Genomic DNA, 20,561 nt, shown 5'->3' with positions numbered 1-20,561 from the left:
CTGCTTTGTCCACGAATTCGCGCGCCCGCCGTTCCCGGTCAGGAGTCGAGAGGTTCGGCGGCGAGGGCCTCCAGGTGTTTTCCGACCGCTTCCGGCAGTCGGTCGGCCGCGGCGCCGCCGCCGAGCACGCCGACGGTCAGTCGGTCGGCGTAGGTGTAGACGAGGAAGGTGACGGCGGCGGCCGCTCCGGTGGACGGTCGCGGGTGGGCGGAGAGATAGACGATTTCGTAGTCGGTCAAGGCGATGCCCGCGGGAACGCGGAAGGCCGGGACGCGCCCGGTATTGGTCAGGGCTATATGCCCGGCGAGTGAGTGAATTCTGGTGGGGCCGAAGAAATCCGGGAAGTGCAGGACGGATTGCTGGACCGTGCCCGCGGCCAGATCGTGCTGGAGGCGAGCCGAGATCCGCCTGCCCAGGTCGTCGATCGAGCCCGCGGGGTCGACGGGCGCGGCGAAACAGGCCAGACCGGCCATATTGGTTCCCGCGGCGGCCGGGACCGGCGGCTCGAGGCGGGTGCGCATGTCGACCGGGTACAGGCAGCTCACCGGCACGGGACCGCACGCACCGCCGGATATCTCGGCGACGTAGGCACGCAGCAGAGCGGCGGTGACCAGGCCGTTGACGGTGAGGCCCGGCCGTCGTCCGAGCCGGACGACGCGGGCGGTGGTTTCGGCGTCGAGCACCGTGCGACGGGGGCGAGCGAGGGTCGGCGGCAAGGGAACCGCCGGGTCGGGCGGCAGGATTCGCGCCTGCGGCGGCAGCGGCTCGATCGCGTCCTCGAGACCGGAGAACTCGCCGCGGACGATCCCGCGCTCGGCCGCGTACCACTCGAGCGCATGCGGATAGTCGTGCGGCACAACCTGTGTCGAACCGGATTCGACGTAGTCGGTGTAGTAGTCCCACAGTCGGGTGAACAGTTCGACACAGTGCCCGGCGTCGGCGACGCAATGGTGGGCGAAGAAGGTGACGCGGGCCTGTCCCGCCCCGGCGGGGGCCACGTCCAGGTAGGCCAATTGCCTCCTCGGGTCGATCGGCTCGGCCGGAATCCGCACCACATCCGGATCGCCGGGCGTCACCCACGCCCCGACAGGGTCGCCCGACGGCCGCAACAGGTGACCGGATCCGGCGGCGTCCTCGCCGATTCGGCAGGTGAGGACCGGGTAGGTCCGCAGCAGTGCGTCGAAGGCCGCGCGCAACGCCGTGGTATCGAGTTCGCCCTCGACTCGTATCGATCGACCCGTGTAGGTTCCATGCCGGACGAAACGTTGTTCCGATGGCGTCAACACCCGCACCACATCACCCGCACACCACCACACACCGCACAGCGTGCGGCATGGGCGGATCACACGCAATCCGGCAGGTGGGAGAGACTTCTCGGATGAGTCTCGCGGCACATCTGGAAAAGCTCGGACGGCCCCTGGTCGAGCGACAGTTGACCCATCCGACGGTGGCGGGCATCGCCGACGGCGATTTGCCCGAACCCGTCTTCCGGTCCTGGCTCGAGCAGGACTATCTGTTCCTGCTCGATTACGTCCGGGTGTTCAGTCGTCTCGCCTGGCAGGCGCCCGCCGCTCATCTGGGGGATCTGGTGGATCTCGCGCACGCCACCTACCACGACGAACTCGCGCTGCACCGCTCGCTCGCCGCGGAATTCGATGCCGACCTGTCCGGTGCGGTCAAGGGGAAAGCCTGCGCCGAATACACCGCGTTCCTGCTGGATTCGGCCGCCGATTACGCCGACGGTCTGGCCGCCCTCTACCCGTGCATGTGGGGTTATTCTACCCTCGGCGCGATTCTCGCCGATAACCCGCCATCGGATCCGCGCTACCGGCGCTGGGTCGACACCTACGCCGATCCCGGTTTCGCCGCTCTCACCCGTCGCTGTGCTCAGATGCTCGATGAAGCGGGCGGCGACCAGGACCGCGCGCAACGGCTCTTCCTCGAGGGAATGCGGCACGAATACGCCTTCTGGGATGTCCCCTGAGCCGATCGGCCTCGAACCGCGCGATCCCTACGCGCCGATGAGGTGCTGGGCCAGGTAGCCCTCGACCTTGTCCAGCGCGATGCGCTCCTGTGCCATGGTGTCGCGTTCGCGGATGGTCACCGCCTGATCCTCGAGGGTGTCGAAATCGACGGTGATGCAGAACGGGGTGCCGATCTCGTCCTGGCGACGGTAGCGGCGACCGATATTGCCCGCGTCGTCGAATTCCACGTTCCAGTTCCTGCGCAGTTGTGCGGCAAGGTCTTTCGCTTTCGGCGTCAGATCCACATTGCGCGACAGCGGGAGCACCGCCGCCTTCACCGGCGCGAGCCTGCGGTCCAGGCGCAGCACCGTGCGGATGTCGACGCCGCCCTTGGTGTTCGGGGCCTCGTCCTCGGCGTAGGCGTCGACCAGGAACGCCATCAGCGAACGGGTCAGGCCCGCGGCCGGTTCGATGACGTAGGGGACGTAGCGCTCGTTGGTGGTCTGGTCGAAGTAGCTGAGTTCGGTGCCGGAATGCTCCGAATGCGTCTTCAGGTCGTAGTCGGTGCGGTTGGCGATGCCTTCGAGCTCACCCCATTCGCTGCCCTGGAAGCGGAAGCGGTACTCGATATCGGTGGTGCCCGCCGAGTAGTGCGACAGCTTTTCCTTCGGGTGCTCGAACAGGCGCAGGTTCTCCGGGTCGATGCCGAGATCGGTGTACCAGGAGAAACGGGTCTCGATCCAGTACTTGTGCCATTCGGCGTCCTCGCCGGGCTTGACGAAGTACTCCATCTCCATCTGCTCGAACTCGCGGGTGCGGAAGATGAAGTTGCCGGGGGTGATCTCGTTGCGGAAGCTCTTGCCGATCTGCGCGATGCCGAACGGCGGCTTCTTGCGCGCGGTGGTCATCACGTTCGCGAAGTTCACGAAGATGCCCTGCGCGGTTTCGGGCCGCAGGTAGTGCAGGCCCTCCTCGTCGTCCACCGGGCCGAGGAAGGTCTTGAGCAGACCGGAGAAGTTCTTCGGCTCGGTCCAGTTACCCGGCTGGCCCGTCTCCGGGTCCTTGATATCGGCGAGGCCGTTGACCGGCGCGTGGCCGTGCTTCTCCTCGTACGCCTCGAGCAGGTGGTCGGCCCGGTAACGCTTGTGGGTGTGCAACGACTCGACCAGCGGATCGGTGAAGGTCGCGACGTGACCCGACGCCTCCCACACCGCGCGCGGCAGGATCACCGAGGAATCGAGGCCGACGACATCCTCGCGGCTGGTGACCATGGACCGCCACCACTGCTTCTTGATGTTCTCCTTGAGCTCGACACCGAGCGGACCGTAGTCCCACGCCGATTTGGTGCCTCCGTAGATCTCACCGCACGGGTACACCAGACCCCGGCGCTTGGCGAGGTTGGCAACGGTGTCCACCTTCGACTTGGGTGCCACGCGAGAATTCTCCATTCACTGCGAGTGTTTGTTCTGATGCGAAAGGTTGTCCAGGAGACAGATGTGTTGCGTACAGACTATCGGCACCGGCCAACCGCTTTTCCACCGCACAGGGGTTGCCGTGGCGCGTAGGTTCGGTGCACTTGCGGCGGCACGTGGTGAGCGCCGCGCAAGTCTCATTTGACATGCACACCCATGCATATCAAAATGAGATCGCTTTCCAATAAGGAGTTGGTTCGATGTCTGCCGAAGCCGCTACCACTCATTCGCACAACCCCTATCGGTCCCCCGGTCCCGCGCCGCTGCCGACTCGGGGCGTGCTGGAGGACGCGGGCGAGTTGCTCCGCGCGCTCGCGGCGCCGGTGCGCATCGCCATCGTGCTGCAACTGCGCGAATCGCCGCGCTGCGTGCACGAGTTGGTCGACGCGCTCGGCGTGACCCAACCCCTGGTCAGCCAGCATCTTCGCATCCTCAAGTCGGCGGGGGTCGTGCACGGCGAGCGGTCAGGCCGGGAGGTGCTCTACGAACTCGTCGACGATCACCTCGCGCATATCGTCGTCGACGCCGTCGCGCATGCCGAGGAAGGGTGATCCGTGCCTGACAAGACGCTGGATACGCACAAGCCCGTCGGCATCCGCAGCACCCGTCAGCGCAGCGCCATCGCCGCGCTGCTCGGCGATATCGAGGAGTTCCGCTCGGCGCAGGAACTCCACGACGAACTGCGCCGCCGCGGCGAGGGCATCGGCCTGACCACCGTCTACCGCACCCTCCAGTCCCTCGCCGACGCCGGAATGGTGGACGTGCTCCGCACCGATTCCGGTGAATCGGTCTACCGGCAATGCTCCAACGGCCACCATCACCACCTGGTATGCAGACATTGCGGAAGTACCGTCGAGGTGGAGGGCCCGACGGTCGAGGCATGGGCGGAATCCATTGCGGGAGAACACGGTTTCACCGAGGTGAGTCACACCATGGAAATCTTCGGCACCTGCCGAGGTTGCGCCGACAGCGGCAGTCGAGCCTGAGACGGCAGGGTCGATACCGCGAAGCGGCCCGACGCACCCCACTCGCGCTGGGTGACGCCGGGCCACAACAGGATTCGACGGGATAGTCAGACAGCCGGGACGGGTTCGGGCGAGCCGGCCGGGACGGGGGCCACCTCGGCGCGGCGACCGCGAAGTACCGCCACACCGATCAGCGCCACCGCCGCGACGGCCCAGATCAACAGCACCGTCAGGGGTTTCGCGCCGCCGGCACCGTCGAAGAAGGCGACCGAACGCAGCAGCGAGGCCGCCGCACCCGGCGGCAGGCACTGGCCGATCGCGCCCCACGGCTGGGGAAGCAGTTCCGGGGCCGAGGTGGCGGCGGAGAACGGGTTGCCGATCAGCAGCATGGTCAACGCGGCGATACCGATTCCGGGGCGCCCCACGACCGAGGCCAGACCGGCGACCGCACCGGCGACCGCGAAGGATACGAGCCCGGCCACCGCGGCCAGGGTGAGATACGAGCCGGGCACCACCGACATCCAGCCCTGGATGATCGCCATACCGAGCAGACCACCCGCCACACCGAAGGCGGCGAGCCCGGCGAGACGGGCCCCCGGCGCCGGAACGAGCAGGCTGAGCAGGACGCCCGCGGCGATACCCGACATCACCAGCGGCAGCACCATCGCGCCGAAGGCGGCCCCGCGCGGGTCGTCCGCGTCGGCGGCGACCACATCCTCGACTGCGGCCGTCTGCGCTCCGGAAAGGTGCTGGGCCATGGCCGTGAGTTGTTGGGCGACAGCGGGACTCGCACCCGAGGCGACGAGCACGCGGGGCGCCCCGCCGCCGGTCAGTACCGCGCCGTAGATCTCGCGGTCGATGATGGCGGCGCGTGCGGCGGCTTCGTCGGGCGGGGTGGCGATCTCGAAGGCATCGGGAAATTGCTGGTTCAGTTTTTCGGTGACCTGACCCGCCTGCGGCCCGGTGACGGCGATCGGCAGATCCCGCGGGGCGATATTGGCGGCGGGCCAGGCGAAGGCGATCAGCATCAGGGCCTGGAGCAGGGCGGTGGCGAGTCCGACCGCGAACGCTCGCTGCGAGGTGTTCATGACATTCTCCCGAAAATCGAATGTTCGTTCTTTTTCGCGATTCCACGGTCGCACGACCCGCGGAAACTTGTCAAGAACGGATATTCGTTTTATTTTGAACCCATGCCCCGAGTCAGCGAAGAACATCTGGAACGCCGCAGGCAGCAGATCCTCGACGCCGCCCGCCTGTGTTTTGCTCGCAAGGGCTTCCACGACTCCTCCATGCAGGATGTCTTCGCGGAATCCGGGCTCTCCGCCGGAGCCGTCTATCGGTATTTCAAGAGCAAGGACGACATCATCGCGGCGCTGGCCACCCAGACGATGACGGAGATCCGCGAGGTCATGGCCGAGGCGATCCACGCCGAAACCCTGCCGACCCCGGCCGAACTGATCGCCCTGCTCGCGCAGAACATCGTCGCGCGCAGCGGTCCGGAAGGCCCCGTGCGACTGGCCCCGCAGGCATGGTCGCTGGCCCTGGTCAAACCGGAGGCGACCGGCTACGTGCGGGAGGCGATACTCGCCATGCGCGACATCTGGCACGAATACGCGGACAAGATGCTGACGGCGGGCTGGCTGCCGGAGGACGCCGACACCAACGCGGTGGCGGTCGCCCTCATCGGTCTGCTGCCCGGATTCATCCTGCAGCATCTGATCATCGGTGATCCCTCACCGGAGACGCTGGCGCGCGGAGTGCGGACGCTGCTCCCCTACGGCGAACCCGCCACCCGATAGCGCCGCCGGCGTCAGGGCTGGAGCAGTCCAGGACGGGCACGGCCCGCGCCGGACAGGACGAGTACCAGCATCGTCGCCAGGGCCTGATCGTCCAGGCCGGCGGCCGGGAAGGTGTAGCGCAGGATCACGTCGGCGAGTTTGCCGTGGGCGATCACGGTCAGCGAACCGAATTGCAGGGCGTTGTTGCGCTCGGCGACCCGCTTGTGCAGTTGCGGCTTCAGCGGACGATCCCAGGCCAGCACGCAGGTCAGCGTCAGCACATCGAGGCCGGGCGCCAGACTCACCGCGCGCAGCGAGCACAGCGCGCCCTCGTACTCGAATCCGATCGAGCCCTCGGGGTCGACTCGGACATCGACATCGTAGAGCGACAGACACGCGCCGGCCCGCGCCTGTAGCTCCTGCTCCGGGGTGACCGCCGCATCCATATCCGCACCACCGTTCACTTGGTGCCGCCGAAACGGCGGTCACGCGAAGCGTACTGGAGACAGGCTTCCCACAGGTTGCGCCGATCGAAATCGGGGAAAAGCGTTTCCTGGAAGACATATTCGGCGTACGCGGACTGCCAGATCAGGAAGTTCGAGCTGCGGAATTCACCGGAGGGCCGCAGGAACAGATCCACATCCGGCATATCCGGCTCGTCCATGTACTTCGCGACGGTGGCTTCGTCGACCCGCTCGGGATCGATCTCCCCCGCCGCCACTCGACGCGCGATTTCCCTTGCGGCATCGGCGATCTCGGCGCGGCCCCCGTAATTGACGCACATGGTGAGGGTCATCACCGTGTTGTCCTTGGTCAGTTCCTGGGCGGTCTCGAGTTCGTTGATCACGCTGCGCCACAGGCGCGGTCGCCGACCGGCCCAGCGCACCCGCACACCCATCTCGTGCATCTCGTCACGGCGGCGGCGGATGACGTCGCGGTTGAAGCCCATCAGGAAGCGCACCTCGTCCGGGCTGCGCCGCCAGTTCTCGGTGGAGAAGGCGTAGGCCGACAGCCACTTCACCCCGATTTCGATACAGCCCTCGACGGTATCCATCAGCACCGCCTCGCCGCGTTCGTGTCCCGCGGTGCGCGGCAGGCCACGCTCCTGCGCCCATCGTCCGTTGCCGTCCATCACCAGCGCCACGTGGTTCGGCACGAATTCGAGCGGCAGTTGCGGCGGCTTCGCCCCCGAGGGATGCGGGGACGGCGGGCGGACTGTCCTGGTATTGCTCGACCTTGTCGTCGTGGAGTCTCGGCGGAGGATCACGGGGTCCATCCTGCCTGATGCGTCGTAGTGCGCGAACAGCCATCCACGCATCCGACACACGATCCGCGCCCGGCCGACACTAGCCCGGCGCGGGCTGCCGCACGTCCGCGCCGGATACGAAGGACGGCGACGACCGCTCGATCAGCGGCAGCGTGCGCAGTTGACGTTCCAGATGCCATTGCAGATGCGCCGCCACCAGGCCGCTCGCCTGTTTGCGCACCGAATCGGGCACCGTCGCGACGTAATCCCACTCACCGCGGAGCAGGGCGAGCAGCAGGTCGAGAACTCCGGGCGCCGGGGTGACCGCGCCGGGCGGACGGCAGTGTACGCAGACCGCGCCGCCCGCGCCGACGTGGAAGGCGCGATGCGGACCGGGGGTGGCGCATTTCGCGCATTCGTCCAGCGCGGGCGCCCACCCGGCGAACCCCATGGCACGCAGGAGGAACGCGTCGAGAATCAGTTCGTGCGGGCGTTGTTTGGCCGCGATGGCGCGCAACGCGCTCGCGGTGAGCGCGTGCAATCTCGGCGCGGGGGCGCGTTCCTCGCCCGCCAGGCGCTCGGCGGTTTCCAGTACCGCGCACGCGGTGGTGTAGCGGCCGTAATCGTCGATGATGTCGGCGGCGAACGCCTCCATGGTGTGCACCTGGGTGACCACGTCCAGCGTGCGCCCCGGATGTAATTGCACGTCGATGTAGGCGAAGGGTTCCAGCCGCGCTCCGAACCGCGATTTGGTGCGCCGCACCCCCTTGGCCACCGCACGCACCAGCCCGTATCTGCGCGTCAACAGCGTGACGATGCGGTCCGCCTCACCCAGTTTGTGCTGGCGCACCACCACGGCCTCGTCCCGATACAAACGCACGGGGTCATCCTCCCACGCGGCGGCGACAACATTCCGCTATCCGGCCCGCTCCCGGCTCCTCGGGCGGGCGCGCAGGTGCGCGCGCTCGCCCTGTTTGCCGAACAGACTGAGGAATTCGACCGCGTCGGCGTCGGCCGCGCCGAACCAGTGCGGCTGGCGGGTGTCGAATTCGGCCGCCTCACCGGGCAACAGCGTCAGATCGTGTTCGCCGAGCACGATGCGCAACCGCCCGTTGAGGACGTAGACCCATTCGTAGCCCTCGTGCGTCCTCGGCTCGGGCTTCCTGCGACTGCTTCCCGCCTCGATCACGATCTTGTACGCCTGGATGCCGCCCGCGCGACGGGTCAGCGGAACCATGGTCATGCCGTGGTGTGTCACCGGACGCAGGTGGATGCGCGGATCGCCGGTGGTCGGCGCGTCGACGAGTTCGTCGAGGGTGACGCCGTGCGCGCGGGCCAGCGGGAACAGCAGTTCCAGGGTGGGTTTACGTGCTCCGGATTCCAGGCGCGAGAGCGTGCTCACCGAGATCCCGGTGCGCGCGGACAGGTCGGCCAGCGTGGTTTCGCGCTGTTTGCGCAGTGCGCGCAGGCGTGGCCCGACCGCGTCCAATGCCTGGTCGAAGTCGATATCCATGGTCATCAGTTTGCCATATCGGCAACAAACTTTGCCATATCCGACGTGTGTCACGCATGGTCGTCAAAGGAGGTGGTCCCGATGACCGATCAGTTGAAGAACAGCTATGACGTGGTGATCGTCGGCGGTGGCGCGGCAGGGTTGAACGGCGCGCTGATGCTCGGCCGTTCGCGCCGTTCGGTGGTGGTGATCGATTCCGGTCGGCCCCGCAACGCGCCCGCCGAGGGTGTGCACGGACTCCTCGCGCTCGACGGAATCGCGCCGTCGGAGTTGCTGGAGCGCGGGCGCGCCGAGGTGCGCGGATACGGCGGTGAGATCGTCGGCGGCGAGGTCGTGGCGGTGCGGGGCGGCGACGGGGAGTTCACCGTGGCACTGACCGACGGGCGCGTGACTCGGGCGCGCAGGATGCTGATCGCCACCGGCCTGTTCGACGAGATTCCCGATATTCCCGGTCTGCGGGAACGCTGGGGCAAGGATGTGATCCACTGCCCGTACTGCCACGGGTGGGAGGTTCGCGACCGCGCCATCGGCGTGCTCGGCAGCGGCCCGATGTCGGTGCACCAGGCTCTGCTGTTCCGGCAGTTGAGTCCGGACGTCGTCTACTTCACCCACGTCGCCCCGCCGACTCCCGAACAGGCCGCGCAGCTGGCGGCTCGAGATATCCGCGTGATGCCAGGCGAGGTGGCGTCGGTGCGGATCGTGGACGATCGTCTCGCGGGCGTGCGCCTCACCGACGGGACGTTCGTCGCTCGCGAGGCGATGGCGGTGGCATCCAGGATGGTGGCCCGCGCCGACTTCCTCGCATCCATCGGCCTGAAACCGGTCCCGCATCCGTCCGGGATGGGTGAGCACATTCCCACCGACCCGACGGGTCGCACCGAGGTACCGGGCATCTGGGTGGCGGGCAATGTCACCGATCTGTCGGCCCAGGTCGGCGCCGCCGCCGCGGCGGGGGCGGCGGCGGGAGCGCAGATCAACTTCGACCTGGTCACCGAGGAAATACAGCAGGCCGTCTCCGCGCGACGGTGACCGTGACACGAGTTGGACACGCTTCGGACAACAGTCCGTACGTTTCGCGGCCGGTCCGCGATAACCGATGTGGACGGTTGACCAGATGCGCGCTACCGTTTCAAGTTCACAGGCCCACCGGAGGGAGCTCAGATGACCGCGTCCGAACGCGGGCGGCTCGCGGCGGTGCCCGACCCCACCGAACGCCCGGCCCCGCCGCATATCGGGCTGGCCGAATTCGCGGCCGCGCTGGCCGACGGCACGACGAGTTCGACCGAGGCGGTCACCTCCGCGCTGGACCGGATCGAGGCGAGTCAGCCGACGCTCAACGCCTTCCGCGTCGTCCGGCGTGACAAAGCGCTGGCCGAGGCGGCCGAGGCGGATCGACTGATCGCCGCCGGTACGCGACTTCCCCTGCTCGGCGTCCCCATCGCGGTCAAGGACGATACCGATATCGCCGGTGAGCCAACGGCTTTCGGCTGTGGCGGTGAATTCGCGCCCAAAACCGACGACGCCGAATCGGTGCGCAGGCTCCGCGCGGCCGGTGCGGTGATCGTCGGCAAGACCAATACCTGCGAACTCGGCCAACTGCCGTTCACCAGCGGCGCCGCCTTCGGCCACACCCGCAATCCGTGGGCCGCCGACCGGACGCCCGGCGGATCATCGGGTGGCTCGGCGGCTGCCGTCGCGGCCGGATTGGTCCCTGCCGCACTGGGTTCCGACGGCGCGGGATCGGTCCGTATTCCGGCGGCGTGGACGAATCTGGTCGGCATCAAACCCCAGCGCGGGCGCATCTCCACCTGGCCACACCCCGAGGCATTCCACGGACTCACCGTGAACGGCCCGCTGGCGCGCACCGTCGCCGACGCCGCGTTGCTGCTCGACCTCGCGGCGGGACCGCACGCCGGGGATCTGCATACGCCCGCTCCCGTCGCCGTCTCCGACGCCATCGGCCGCGATCCCGGCAGGCTGCGGATCGCGCTGTCGCTGCGAATTCCGTTCACCGCCACCAGAACCGCGCTGGACCCACAGGTCGAAGCCGCGGTCCGGCGGCTGGCGACGACCCTGCGCGCACTTGGTCATTCGGTGACCGTCGCCGACCTGCATTACGGCATCCTGATCGGCGCGTCCTTCCTGCCGCGGTCGATGGCGGGTATCAGCCGCGTGTCCGACGCCATGCCGGGCGCGGTGGTCGATCCGCGCACCCGCGCCAATATCCGCTTCGGCCGATTACTCGGCGGCCCTGCCCTCTTCGCCGCCCGTCAGGCGGAACCGTTGCTGCACAGGCGAATCGGATCGTTCTTCCACGATTACGATCTGGTGCTCGCACCGACCACCGCCACGGCGGCCCCCCGCGCGACGGAAATCGACGGCATCGGCGTCAACGACACCAACAACCTCATCACCGCCGCCTGCCCCTACACCTGGCCCTGGAATGTGCTCGGCTGGCCGAGTGTGAACATCCCGGCGGGCTTCACCGACGACGGGCTGCCCATCGGCGCCCAGCTCATGGGCACCGCCAGCTCCGAACCGCTGTTGGTCTCGGTCGCGGCGCAGGTGGAATCGGAACTGCACTGGGAACGTCACCGCCCCGACCCCTGGTGGTGATCGCGCACGTCAGAAGCCGAGTTTGCCCAGCTGTTTGGGGTCGCGCTGCCAGTCCTTGGCGACCTTCACGTGCAGGTGCAGGTAGATGCGGACGCCGAGAATATGTTCGATCTGCTTGCGGGCGTTGGTGCCGACCTCCTTCAGCCGGGCCCCGCCCTTGCCGATGACGATCGCCTTCTGACTCGGGCGCTCGACATAGAGCAGGGCGTGCACGTCGAGCATGTCCTCGTTCTCCTCGCGCGGCAGCACCTCCTCGATGACGACGGCCAGCGAATGCGGGAGTTCGTCGCGCACACCCTCGAGCGCGGCCTCGCGGATCAGCTCGGCCATGAGGGTTTCCTCCGGCTCGTCGGTCAGCTCGCCATCGGGGTAGAAGGCCGGGCCCTCCGGCATCTTCGAGGCGATGACATCGACGAGAAGGTCGACCTGCTCTCCCCGCACCGCGGAGACCGGCACCACGTCGGCGTCGGGTCCGAGCAGCTGGGACAGGGCCAGCAGTTGGGCGGCGATGTCGTCGCGGCTCACCTTGTCGATCTTGGTGACCACGCCGAGCACGGTGGTCTTGGGCGCCATCTGCTTGATCTGCTGCACGATCCAGCGATCGCCCGGCCCGATCTTCTCGTCGGCCGGAATGCACAGCGCGATGACGTCGACCTCGGAATAGGTGTCGCGCACCAGGTCGTTGAGGCGCTGGCCGAGCAGGGTGCGCGGGCGATGCAGTCCGGGGGTGTCCACCAGGATCAGCTGGGCGTGTTCGCGGTGCACGATGCCGCGGATGGTGTGGCGCGTGGTCTGCGGACGCGAGGAGGTGATCGCGATCTTCGCGCCGACCAGCGCATTGGTCAGCGTCGACTTGCCGGTATTCGGTCGGCCGACGAAACAGACGAAACCCGAACGGAATTCGGCGGTGTCACCCGCCAGGCGACCGTCAGCCACCCTGCACCTCGGCGGCAGCGGCATCGTCGACGATCTCGAAGACGGCGCCGTCGCGGTCGGTGAAGACGATCTTCGCCTCGGGCGACACTTCGCGCACCGCGCCGACACCGGAATCGGAGAACCTGCCGCCGACCACGGCGGCGGCCTCGAAACCTTCCGCGCCACTCGAGATCGCCGCGGCGACAGCGGATTGCAGGGCGGTCAACCGCAGCGCCTTCAGCGTCACCTCACCCGCGGCATAGGTGCGGCCGTCGGTGTCGCGGATCGCGGCGCCGCTCGCCCCGCCGGTACGCGCGAGCGCACCGCGGGCAAGCACCACCAGCTTGTTGTCCTCGGCATCCAATTCAGTCATCGGTGTCTCCGTCCTCGTGACGATCGCCGGGTCTGTCCCCGTCCGATCCGTTGCCCTTCCGCTTGCCGTTCTTCTCGCCCACCGCTCGTTCGGCGTCTGCCTTCTCGCCGCGACCGCGCTGCGGTGCGCGCCGCACGACGACCGTGTTCACCCGCATCCGGCCCCTGGCATCGGCGCCGCCCTCGCCGCGCAGGACCAGCCCGTACGCGACCACCTTCGACCCCGGCAGCGGCACCCTGCCCAGTTCGTGGGCGAGCAGGCCGCCGACGGTGTCGACATCCTCGTCCTCGATCTCCAGGCCGTAGAGCTCGCCGAGATCCTCCACCGACAGCCGCGCCGACACCCGGTAGCGGCCGTCGCCGAGATCCTCGACGGGCGGGGTCTCATCGGTATCGTATTCGTCGGCGATCTCCCCGACGATCTCCTCGAGCACATCCTCGATGGTGACCAGTCCGGCGATGCCACCGTATTCGTCCACCAGCAGTGCCATGTGGTTGCGGCGGCGCTGCATCTCGTCGAGCAGATCATCGAGCGGTTTGGAGTCGGGCATGAACACGGCCGGACGCATGACGTCGCGCACCCGCACCTTCCGGCTCCGATCCGCGTACGGCACAAGATCTTTCAGGTACACCACGCCGAGGATGTCGTCGACGTTCTCCCCGATCACCGGAATACGCGAGTGGCCGCTTCGCACCGCGAGCGACATCGCCTGCGCCGCAGTCTTATCCGCCTCGATCCAGACCATCTCGGTGCGCGGCACCATCACCGCGCGCGCCGCGGTATCGCCGAGTTCGAAGACCGACTGGATCATCCGCCGCTCCTCATCGGCGACGACGCCGCGCTCACTCGCCATCTCGACGACTTCGCGCAATTCGATCTCGGAAGCGAAGGGGCCGTTGCGAAAACCCTTACCCGGCGTGATCGCGTTACCGATGAGGATGAGCAGGCGGCTGACCGGACCGAGCACCATGCCGATGAATTGCAGCGGCAGCGCCGCGACCAGGGCAAGCGAGTAGGCGTGCTGACGTCCGAGCGTGCGGGGGCCGACACCGATCACGACGTAATCCACCAGCACCATCACCACGGCGGTGACCAGCAGTGCCCAATTGTCGTCCCAGATCTCGATGAGGGCGGCGGCGAGCAGGACGGTGGCGCTGATCTCGCACAGAATACGCAGCAGCACCATGAGATTGACGTAGCGCGGCCGGTCGGCCACGATGCGGCGCAGGCGCCCGGCGCCGGGCCGGTCGGCCCGCACCATATCATCGAGGCGGGCCGGGGAGATCGTGTTGAGCGCGGAGTCGATACCGGCGAACAACCCGCCCACCGGAACGAGCAGGCACGCGAGCAGAACCAGGGTCGGTGAACTCACGCGGGGCCCAGAGCGTCACCCGGTGTGGTGAAACCCGCCTTACCGAGCAGACGGGCATCGCGTTCGGCGAGTTCGGCACGCCGCTCGGCCTCCCGCAGGCTCTCGTACCACTCCTCGAGCAGCTGGGCCTGCAGCGCGAACATCTCCTTCTCCTCCTCCGGCTCGGCGTGGTCGTAGCCGAGCAGATGGAGTACGCCGTGCACGGTGAGCAGCGCGAGTTCGTGATCGAGCGAATGCCCGGCCTTGCGGGCCTGGGCCGCCGCGAATTCGGGGCACAGCACGATATCGCCGAGCATCGACGGGCCCGGCTCGGGGCTGTCCGGGCGGCCACCTGGTTCCAGCTCGTCCATCGGGAAGGACATCACATCCGTAGGACCAGGCAGATCCATCCACCGCATATGCATATCGGCCATGGTGTCGAGGTCGACGAGCACCATCGACAGTTCCGCCGCCGGGTGCACGTCCAAACGTGCGATCACGAAACGCGCGACACTGACCAGGCCTTCTTGGGGTACGTCGATCCCCGACTCGTTGGCGATCTCGATGCTCACCCGAACAGCCTATCGGCCGCCATCGGACCGGGTCCGCCCGCAACCCCGGGGCGAGCCGAACCCGGTCCGGGCGGCCGCATACGGCCGCCGATATGCCGATGGCACCCGGATGATCCGGATGCCATCGCGTGCTGCCCGCGCCCGCGGCTTCTACCGCCGGTCACCGCGGCCGGCGGCGCGGCGCTGAGCCCGATTTCCCGGGTAATGCTCGCCGACGGCCGGGCGGGTGTCGTTCTCGTACTTGTCGTAGGCGTCGACGATATCGGAGACCAGGCGGTGCCTGACCACATCGCTGCTGGTCAGCTGGGCGAAATGGATATCCTCGATCCCGGTCAGGATCTCGCTGGCCGCGCGCAGCCCCGAGCGGGCTCCGGTCGGCAGGTCGACCTGGGTGACGTCACCGGTCACCACGATCTTCGAGCCGAACCCGAGACGGGTGAGGAACATCTTCATCTGCTCGGCCGTGGTGTTCTGCGCCTCGTCCAGGATGATGAAAGAGTCGTTCAGGGTCCGGCCCCTCATATATGCCAGCGGCGCGACCTCGATGACACCCGCGGCCATCAGCTTCGGAATCGCCTCCGGATCCATCATGTCGTGCAACGCGTCGTAGAGCGGACGCAGATACGGATCGATCTTCTCGTTGAGCGTGCCGGGCAGGAAGCCGAGCCGCTCCCCCGCCTCGACGGCGGGGCGGGTCAGAATGATCCGGTTGACCTGCTTGGACTGCAACGCCTGCACGGCCTTGGCCATACCGAGGTAGGTCTTGCCGGTACCGGCGGGACCGATGCCGAACACGATGGTGTTGGCGTCGATCGCGTCGACGTAGCGCTTCTGGTTCAGCGTCTTGGGCCGGATGGTCTTGCCACGCCGGGACAGGATGTCCAGGCTCAGCACCTCGGCCGGGGAGTCCGAGGAACCCTCGGTCAGCATCGATACCGTATGCCGCACCGCCTCCGGCGTCACCACCCGATTACGGCCGGTCAGCGCGACGAGCTGCTCGATCACCCGCTCGGCGAGGGCGACATCGGCCGCCTTGCCGGTGAGGGTGACGGAATTGCCGCGCACATGAATATCCGCGTTGAGCAACTGCTCTAGTTCACGCAGATTCTGGTCAGCCGAACCGAGGAACGGGAACACGGATTCGGGAGCGAGTTCGATGCTGGAACGCACGGTGCGCGCTGCGGGGCCCGAACCGTTGTCGCCGGCACCGGTGCCTGCTGCGGGGGTGGTCGGGTCGCCGATCTCGCCTTGTGTTCTCAAAAGTGGCTACAGCCTGCTTTCCGGTCTCGATGCTTCGTTGCCCAAAGTTTAACGCTCCCCACCGACAGGGCACAGTGAATAATGGGGTAGCAGCACGATGGACGCGCCCGGCGCACCGAATCCCGTAGGCTCGACGCCGAGATTCGATCGTGAGGGTTGTCGTGCTCGTACCCTGGGATATTCGGCGAACGGTTCGGTTCCTCGCCGTCGTGGAAATCCCCTGCCACCGCTGCCACCGAGCCGCGACGCACGGTCTTCGTCAGTTGGTCACCAGCGTCGGGTTCAACGGGAAATCGCTGGGCGAGATCCGCACCAGGAACGCGCTGGAATGCCGCTCGTGCGGTGCCATAACGGAGATACCGCGCACTTATTTCCGCCAGTTGCTCAGGCGTGCGTCGGCCGCGCGGACCGCGCCGTGGGTGACGACGACACCGCCGCGCCGGTGACTTCTACCAGCGCGGAGTGAGGGCGCCGAGCGCGCCGAGCGCGACCGCGGCGGCAGTCGAGGTGCGCAGCACCGTGGGGCCGAGCAGGACCGGGGCCGCGCCCGCCGCGGTGAGCGCCGCGATTTCGGTATCGTCGAGTCCGCCTTCGGGGCCGACGACGAGGACGACCTCCGCGACGTCGGCGAAGGGCAACTCGGTGAAGCGACCTGCCCCCGATTCGTGCAGTGCGGCCACGATCGCGCCGCCGGATCGGGCCGTACGGACCAATTCGATGACCTCGCGGGTGCGATGCAGATCCGCCACTTCGGGGATGTAGGGACGGCGCGACTGCCTGGCCGCCGAACGCGCGGCGGCCCGCCACTTCTCCACCGCCTTGGCGGCCTTGCCCTCCCAATTGGCGATGCAGCGGGCGGCCTGCCACGGGATGATGGCGTCGGCCCCCGCCTCGGTCATCAATTCGACGGCCAGTTCCGAACGATCCGATTTCGGCACGGCCTGGATCACCGTCACCGAGGGCGTCACCCGTTGTGCGACAGTCCGATTCAGAATTCTCAGATCCAGTCGATCACGCTGGGTCGCGACGACTTCCGATGCGGCGAGCAGTCCGCGCCCGTCCGACAACGTGATCGGCTCGCCGACCCGGATACGACGCACGGTGGCGGCGTGCCGTCCCTCCTGGCCGTCGAGGACCGCGATCGCACCCGGCTCGGGAATATCGTCGAGATAGAAGACCGTGGCGGCCAACGGGTCAGCGTCCGCTGAACGACGCGCGCAGCCGGGCGAACAGGCCGCTGTTGTGCTCGGACTGCGCCGTCATGACCTCGGCGCGATCACGTTCGCGCATCCCCTTGAACTTGCGCAGCAGATCGGACTGTTTGCCGTCGAGTTTGCTCGGCACCACGATATCCAGGTGCGCGAGCAGATCGCCGCGCGCGCCGGAACGCAGCCGCGGCATCCCGTGCCCGCGCAGAACCGATATCTCGTTGGGCTGGGTGCCCGGCGCGATGGTGAGTTCGGTCGGGCCGTCGAGGATGGTGTCGATGACGACGGTCGTTCCGAGCGCGGCGTCCACCATCGGCACCCGGATCGTGCAGTGCAGATCGTCGCCGTCGCGCACGAACACGTCGTGCGGTTGTTCCACGATTTCGACGTACAGGTCGCCCGCGTGGCCGCCACCCGGCCCGACCTCGCCCTGCGCGGCGAGGCGCACACGCATTCCATTGGCGACACCGGCCGGAATCGGCGCGGCGATTTCCCGGCGAGCGCGCACCCGGCCGTCGCCGCCGCACTTGTTGCAGGGATCGGGGATGATCTCACCGGCGCCGCGGCAGGTGGGGCACGGCCGCGCGGTCAGCACCTGGCCGAGGAAGGACCGCTGCACCGACTGGACTTCGCCTGCGCCGCCGCATGTTTCGCAGCGCACCGGCTTGGAGTCGCCATTGGTGCCCGAGCCCTGACAGATATCGCAGAGGATGGCGGTATCCACGGTCAGATGTTTGGTGACGCCGACCGCGCACTCGGCCAGACTGAGCCGGGTCCGCAGCAGCGAGTCGGCGCCGGGCTGCACCCGGCCGCGTGGCTTGCGCTGACCGCCGGAGGTGTTCATCCCGCCGAAGAAGGCCTCGAAGACATCGCCGAGACCGCCGAATCCCGCACCGGAGAATCCGCCCGCACCACCCGCACCCGATTCCAGCGGGTCGCCACCCAGGTCGACGATGCGCCGCTTCTCCGGATCCGACAGCACCTCGTAGGCGGCCGACACCTCTTTGAACTTGGCCTGCGCCGCCTCGTCGGGGTTGACGTCGGGATGCAGTTCACGCGCCAGCTTGCGGTAGGCGCGCTTGATTTCCTGGTCGGTCGCGTTCTTGGCGACGCCGAGCAGTCCGTAGTAATCCCGTGCCACGTGAGTCTCTTAGTCCTTGGTCGCTCTCCACCGCCCGACCGGCCAGCCGGGCGCGGGCTCATCCTTGTCTGCACCGTTCCGACCGAACGCGTGCGACGGCACAACACCACCGCCGACAGCATTAGTCGGATGCACTCAACTTTATCCGGCCGGAGGTTCGAGGGTAGCAGCGCCTACCCGCCTCACCGTTCGGCCAGTACCTCACCGATGTAGCGAGCCACGGCCGCGACCGAGGCTATCGTGCCCGGGTAGTCCATCCGAGTCGGGCCGAGGACGCCCATGCCGCCGAGTATCGCGCCGGACACGCCGTACCCGGTCGAGACCACCGAGGTGCCGCGCATCTGCTCGACCTGCGTTTCCTCGCCGATGCGCACCGTCACCGTGCCCGGTTGCTGGGCGGCGGCCAGCAGTTTGAGCACAACCACCTGCTCTTCCAGCGCCTCGAGCACCTGGCGCAGCGAGCCGGGGAGACCGAAATCGGCGGCGTTGCGGGTCAGATTGGCGGTGCCGCCGAGCACGAGCCGTTCCTCCGGATGTTCGATCAGCGTCTCCACCAGCACGGTGGACACCCGGATCAGCACATCGCGCAGTTTGCGCGGCGCGTGTTCGGGGAGTTCGGCCACCGACGCCGAGGCCGCGGCCAGGCGTTTACCGTCCATGGCTCCACCGAGCATGCCGCGCAGCACGGCCAGGTCCTCGTCATCGATGAGCGCGCCGAGTTCCACCAGCCGCTGATCGACGCGGCCGGTGTCGGTGATCACGACGAGGAGTAGGCGCGCGGGATTCAGCGCGACCACCTCGATATGGCGGACGGTCGAGGCGGACGCGGTCGGATACTGGACGACGGCCACCTGCCTGGTCAGCTGCGCGAGCAGCCGGACACCACGACGCAGCACGTCGTCGAGGTCGACACCCGATTCCAGGAATTCCATGATGGCTCGGCGCTCGGCCCCCGACAGCGGCTTGACCTCGGAGATCCGGTCGACGAACTGGCGGTAGCCCTTATCGGTCGGAATGCGCCCGGAACTGGTGTGCGGCTGGGTGATGTAGCCCTCGGCTTCCAGCACGGCCATATCGTTGCGGATGGTCGCGCTGGACACGCCGAGATTGTGGCGGTCGACAAGGGTTTTCGACCCGATCGGCTCCTTCGTCGCCACGTAATCCGCGACGATCGCGCGTAGGACCTCGAAGCGCCGATCCTCGGTGCTCGACATCGGGCCTACCTCCTCGCTCATCGGTGCGTCGCCAACCGCCGACGCCCCCGGGAGGGCATGGTCATCCGCCGATTCCCGGGTTCCGTCTGAGTATCCAGTCTAGTTGGCATTACACCAATAGCTCGATCGTCGCGGGCGGGCACCCGCGGCATCGCGACGGCCGGGCGATCGATCGCGCTGATCACCGACATCGAACTGTCAGTTGCTCGCGGCGGCCTCGACCACCGCGGCGACCTCGACCGGCCGCGAAACCAGCGACGCGTGCGAGGCATCGATCTCGCTGGTGCGCGCGCCCATCCGATTCGCCATGAACCGCTGCGAGGACGGCGGGATCACCCGGTCGCCGCCCGACACCAGGTACCAGCTCGGCGTGCCGACCCAGGACGGGGCGGCCGAGGGCTCCAGATTCGCCGCGATCGCGATCGGACGCTGGTGCGCGATCATGTCGGCGGCGGTAGCGTCGCTGACATCCTGGGCGAAGACATCGTGGAATCGGTCCGGCGCGACGTAACCGTCGAGATTCTTCCCCGCGATGCCACGGGGATCGTCGACCACCTTCACTTGCAGGGCGGGCGGCAGCAGTTGGCTGCCGGGAAAGCGGATCGGATCGAGCGCCAGCTGCGCGATCTCGCCCCGGACCGGAGCGAAGGCCGCGATATACACGAGGGATTCGACGTCGGGATCGTGCAGCTGGCTGATGACGAAACCGCCGTAGGAGTGGCCGACCAGGACGATCGGCCCGGAAATGGTGTCCAGCGTGCGTTGCACGGCGGCGGCGTCGTAGGCCGGGCCGCGCAGCGGATTCTCCGGGGTGACGACGGTATAGCCATCCGTCCGCAGCTGGGCGGCGACACCATCCCAACTGGTGGTGTCGGCGAAGGCGCCGTGCACGAGGACGATGGTCGGCCGCGGCGCCGCCTGAGCGGGCGCGGCGACGACGACGGCGGTCAACGACAGCGACAGCGCGGCCATG

The 20,561-nt window shown here is 67.8% G+C and carries 22 protein-coding genes; 6 read left to right on the top strand and 16 right to left on the bottom strand.

The window, feature by feature from the left end; translation table 11 throughout:
• Nucleotides 1-38: 38 nt before the first annotated feature.
• Nucleotides 39-1,316 (bottom strand): acyltransferase, encoded by a 1,278-nt coding sequence (locus ABZS43_RS01910; protein ID WP_355033981.1) that lies wholly within the window; start codon nucleotides 1,314-1,316, stop codon nucleotides 39-41.
• A 62-nt stretch (nucleotides 1,317-1,378) separates the two neighbouring features.
• On the opposite strand from ABZS43_RS01910, the gene ABZS43_RS01905 reads away from it, so the two are divergent.
• Nucleotides 1,379-1,984 (top strand): TenA family protein, encoded by a 606-nt coding sequence (locus ABZS43_RS01905; RefSeq protein WP_355033897.1) that lies wholly within the window; start codon nucleotides 1,379-1,381, stop codon nucleotides 1,982-1,984.
• Nucleotides 1,985-2,011: 27 nt separating this feature from the next.
• Here ABZS43_RS01905 and ABZS43_RS01900 read toward each other — a convergent pair whose 3' ends face one another.
• Complete coding sequence (locus ABZS43_RS01900) at nucleotides 2,012-3,397, bottom strand: glycine--tRNA ligase (RefSeq protein WP_355033896.1); 1,386 nt, start codon at nucleotides 3,395-3,397, stop codon at nucleotides 2,012-2,014.
• A 239-nt stretch (nucleotides 3,398-3,636) separates the two neighbouring features.
• Here ABZS43_RS01900 and ABZS43_RS01895 point away from each other — a divergent pair, with 239 nt between their 5' ends.
• Nucleotides 3,637-3,987, top strand: a complete 351-nt coding sequence (locus ABZS43_RS01895) for a metalloregulator ArsR/SmtB family transcription factor (protein WP_355033895.1) — start codon at nucleotides 3,637-3,639, stop codon at nucleotides 3,985-3,987.
• A 3-nt stretch (nucleotides 3,988-3,990) separates the two neighbouring features.
• Entirely contained in the window at nucleotides 3,991-4,422 is a 432-nt protein-coding gene (locus tag ABZS43_RS01890) for a Fur family transcriptional regulator (protein ID WP_355033894.1), read from the top strand.
• An 86-nt stretch (nucleotides 4,423-4,508) separates the two neighbouring features.
• Here ABZS43_RS01890 and ABZS43_RS01885 read toward each other — a convergent pair whose 3' ends face one another.
• Nucleotides 4,509-5,489, bottom strand: a complete 981-nt coding sequence (locus ABZS43_RS01885; RefSeq protein ID WP_355033893.1) for a hypothetical protein — start codon at nucleotides 5,487-5,489, stop codon at nucleotides 4,509-4,511.
• A 102-nt stretch (nucleotides 5,490-5,591) separates the two neighbouring features.
• Here ABZS43_RS01885 and ABZS43_RS01880 point away from each other — a divergent pair, with 102 nt between their 5' ends.
• On the top strand, nucleotides 5,592-6,200 hold the full coding sequence (locus tag ABZS43_RS01880; RefSeq protein WP_355033892.1) for a TetR/AcrR family transcriptional regulator: 609 nt from the start codon (nucleotides 5,592-5,594) through the stop codon (nucleotides 6,198-6,200).
• Between the two features lie 11 nt (nucleotides 6,201-6,211).
• Here the strand turns inward: ABZS43_RS01880 and ABZS43_RS01875 are convergent, their stop codons facing one another.
• The 4 genes from ABZS43_RS01875 to ABZS43_RS01860 form a co-directional block, all read right to left on the bottom strand.
• A complete protein-coding gene (locus ABZS43_RS01875) occupies nucleotides 6,212-6,625 on the bottom strand; it encodes a hypothetical protein (RefSeq protein WP_355033980.1) in 414 nt (137 codons plus the stop codon).
• A gap of 14 nt (nucleotides 6,626-6,639) precedes the next feature.
• Nucleotides 6,640-7,455, bottom strand: a complete 816-nt coding sequence (locus ABZS43_RS01870) for an isoprenyl transferase (protein WP_355033891.1) — start codon at nucleotides 7,453-7,455, stop codon at nucleotides 6,640-6,642.
• Between the two features lie 70 nt (nucleotides 7,456-7,525).
• Entirely contained in the window at nucleotides 7,526-8,305 is a 780-nt protein-coding gene (gene recO, locus ABZS43_RS01865) for a DNA repair protein RecO (RefSeq protein WP_355033890.1), read from the bottom strand.
• 36 nt (nucleotides 8,306-8,341) lie between these two features.
• The gene (locus tag ABZS43_RS01860; protein WP_355033979.1) at nucleotides 8,342-8,938 is read right to left on the bottom strand and encodes an XRE family transcriptional regulator; all 597 of its coding nucleotides are present in this window, start codon (nucleotides 8,936-8,938) and stop codon (nucleotides 8,342-8,344) included.
• A gap of 81 nt (nucleotides 8,939-9,019) precedes the next feature.
• Here ABZS43_RS01860 and ABZS43_RS01855 point away from each other — a divergent pair, with 81 nt between their 5' ends.
• Both ABZS43_RS01855 and ABZS43_RS01850 read left to right on the top strand, forming a co-directional pair.
• Nucleotides 9,020-9,967 (top strand): NAD(P)/FAD-dependent oxidoreductase, encoded by a 948-nt coding sequence (locus ABZS43_RS01855; protein ID WP_355033889.1) that lies wholly within the window; start codon nucleotides 9,020-9,022, stop codon nucleotides 9,965-9,967.
• Between the two features lie 132 nt (nucleotides 9,968-10,099).
• Nucleotides 10,100-11,554, top strand: coding sequence for an amidase (locus ABZS43_RS01850; protein WP_355033888.1), 1,455 nt, complete (start codon nucleotides 10,100-10,102; stop codon nucleotides 11,552-11,554).
• Between the two features lie 9 nt (nucleotides 11,555-11,563).
• Here ABZS43_RS01850 and era read toward each other — a convergent pair whose 3' ends face one another.
• The 9 genes from era to ABZS43_RS01805 all read right to left on the bottom strand — a co-directional run bounded on the left by era (nucleotide 11,564) and on the right by ABZS43_RS01805 (nucleotide 20,560).
• Nucleotides 11,564-12,514 carry a GTPase Era gene (gene era / locus ABZS43_RS01845; protein ID WP_355033887.1) on the bottom strand — a complete coding sequence of 317 codons (951 nt, stop codon included), beginning with the start codon at nucleotides 12,512-12,514 and terminating at the stop codon, nucleotides 11,564-11,566.
• Nucleotides 12,483-12,842 carry a cytidine deaminase gene (locus ABZS43_RS01840; protein WP_355033886.1) on the bottom strand — a complete coding sequence of 120 codons (360 nt, stop codon included), beginning with the start codon at nucleotides 12,840-12,842 and terminating at the stop codon, nucleotides 12,483-12,485. Before ABZS43_RS01840 ends, era begins: the two co-directional genes overlap by 32 nt.
• On the bottom strand, nucleotides 12,835-14,214 hold the full coding sequence (locus tag ABZS43_RS01835; RefSeq protein WP_355033885.1) for a hemolysin family protein: 1,380 nt from the start codon (nucleotides 14,212-14,214) through the stop codon (nucleotides 12,835-12,837). The genes ABZS43_RS01840 and ABZS43_RS01835 overlap by 8 nt, the downstream gene beginning before the upstream one ends.
• The gene (ybeY, locus tag ABZS43_RS01830) at nucleotides 14,211-14,765 is read right to left on the bottom strand and encodes an rRNA maturation RNase YbeY (protein WP_355033884.1); all 555 of its coding nucleotides are present in this window, start codon (nucleotides 14,763-14,765) and stop codon (nucleotides 14,211-14,213) included. The genes ABZS43_RS01835 and ybeY overlap by 4 nt, the downstream gene beginning before the upstream one ends.
• 150 nt (nucleotides 14,766-14,915) lie before the next feature.
• Nucleotides 14,916-16,007, bottom strand: coding sequence for a PhoH family protein (locus tag ABZS43_RS01825; protein ID WP_355033978.1), 1,092 nt, complete (start codon nucleotides 16,005-16,007; stop codon nucleotides 14,916-14,918).
• 467 nt (nucleotides 16,008-16,474) lie between these two features.
• Nucleotides 16,475-17,215 carry a 16S rRNA (uracil(1498)-N(3))-methyltransferase gene (locus ABZS43_RS01820; protein WP_355033883.1) on the bottom strand — a complete coding sequence of 247 codons (741 nt, stop codon included), beginning with the start codon at nucleotides 17,213-17,215 and terminating at the stop codon, nucleotides 16,475-16,477.
• Nucleotides 17,216-17,219: 4 nt separating this feature from the next.
• The gene (gene dnaJ, locus ABZS43_RS01815; protein WP_355033882.1) at nucleotides 17,220-18,374 is read right to left on the bottom strand and encodes a molecular chaperone DnaJ; all 1,155 of its coding nucleotides are present in this window, start codon (nucleotides 18,372-18,374) and stop codon (nucleotides 17,220-17,222) included.
• Nucleotides 18,375-18,556: 182 nt separating this feature from the next.
• The gene (hrcA, locus tag ABZS43_RS01810) at nucleotides 18,557-19,588 is read right to left on the bottom strand and encodes a heat-inducible transcriptional repressor HrcA (protein ID WP_355033881.1); all 1,032 of its coding nucleotides are present in this window, start codon (nucleotides 19,586-19,588) and stop codon (nucleotides 18,557-18,559) included.
• 198 nt (nucleotides 19,589-19,786) lie between these two features.
• Nucleotides 19,787-20,560 (bottom strand): alpha/beta hydrolase, encoded by a 774-nt coding sequence (locus ABZS43_RS01805; RefSeq protein WP_355033977.1) that lies wholly within the window; start codon nucleotides 20,558-20,560, stop codon nucleotides 19,787-19,789.
• Nucleotide 20,561 lies beyond the last annotated feature (1 nt).

The organism is Nocardia sp. NPDC005366 (assembly GCF_040606855.1).
Classification (GTDB): Bacteria; Actinomycetota; Actinomycetes; order Mycobacteriales; family Mycobacteriaceae; genus Nocardia.
The sequence above is the reverse complement of the archived record's forward strand: the minus strand, read 5'-3'. Positions and strand labels throughout refer to the sequence as shown.

What these genes read in the sequence shown, in the direction of transcription:
- ABZS43_RS01905 (WP_355033897.1), top strand. Translation starts at nt 1,379, where the DNA reads ATGAGTCTCGCGGCACATCTGGAAAAGCTCGGACGGCCCCTGGTCGAG.
- ABZS43_RS01895 (WP_355033895.1), top strand. Translation starts at nt 3,637, where the DNA reads ATGTCTGCCGAAGCCGCTACCACTCATTCGCACAACCCCTATCGGTCC.
- ABZS43_RS01885 (WP_355033893.1), bottom strand. Translation starts at nt 5,489, where the DNA reads ATGAACACCTCGCAGCGAGCGTTCGCGGTCGGACTCGCCACCGCCCTG.
- ABZS43_RS01880 (WP_355033892.1), top strand. Translation starts at nt 5,592, where the DNA reads ATGCCCCGAGTCAGCGAAGAACATCTGGAACGCCGCAGGCAGCAGATC.
- ABZS43_RS01875 (WP_355033980.1), bottom strand. Translation starts at nt 6,625, where the DNA reads ATGGATGCGGCGGTCACCCCGGAGCAGGAGCTACAGGCGCGGGCCGGC.
- ABZS43_RS01870 (WP_355033891.1), bottom strand. Translation starts at nt 7,455, where the DNA reads ATGGACCCCGTGATCCTCCGCCGAGACTCCACGACGACAAGGTCGAGC.
- ABZS43_RS01860 (WP_355033979.1), bottom strand. Translation starts at nt 8,938, where the DNA reads ATGGATATCGACTTCGACCAGGCATTGGACGCGGTCGGGCCACGCCTG.
- ABZS43_RS01855 (WP_355033889.1), top strand. Translation starts at nt 9,020, where the DNA reads ATGACCGATCAGTTGAAGAACAGCTATGACGTGGTGATCGTCGGCGGT.
- ABZS43_RS01850 (WP_355033888.1), top strand. Translation starts at nt 10,100, where the DNA reads ATGACCGCGTCCGAACGCGGGCGGCTCGCGGCGGTGCCCGACCCCACC.
- era (WP_355033887.1), bottom strand. Translation starts at nt 12,514, where the DNA reads ATGCCGCTGCCGCCGAGGTGCAGGGTGGCTGACGGTCGCCTGGCGGGT.
- ABZS43_RS01840 (WP_355033886.1), bottom strand. Translation starts at nt 12,842, where the DNA reads ATGACTGAATTGGATGCCGAGGACAACAAGCTGGTGGTGCTTGCCCGC.
- hrcA (WP_355033881.1), bottom strand. Translation starts at nt 19,588, where the DNA reads ATGTCGAGCACCGAGGATCGGCGCTTCGAGGTCCTACGCGCGATCGTC.
- ABZS43_RS01805 (WP_355033977.1), bottom strand. Translation starts at nt 20,560, where the DNA reads ATGGCCGCGCTGTCGCTGTCGTTGACCGCCGTCGTCGTCGCCGCGCCC.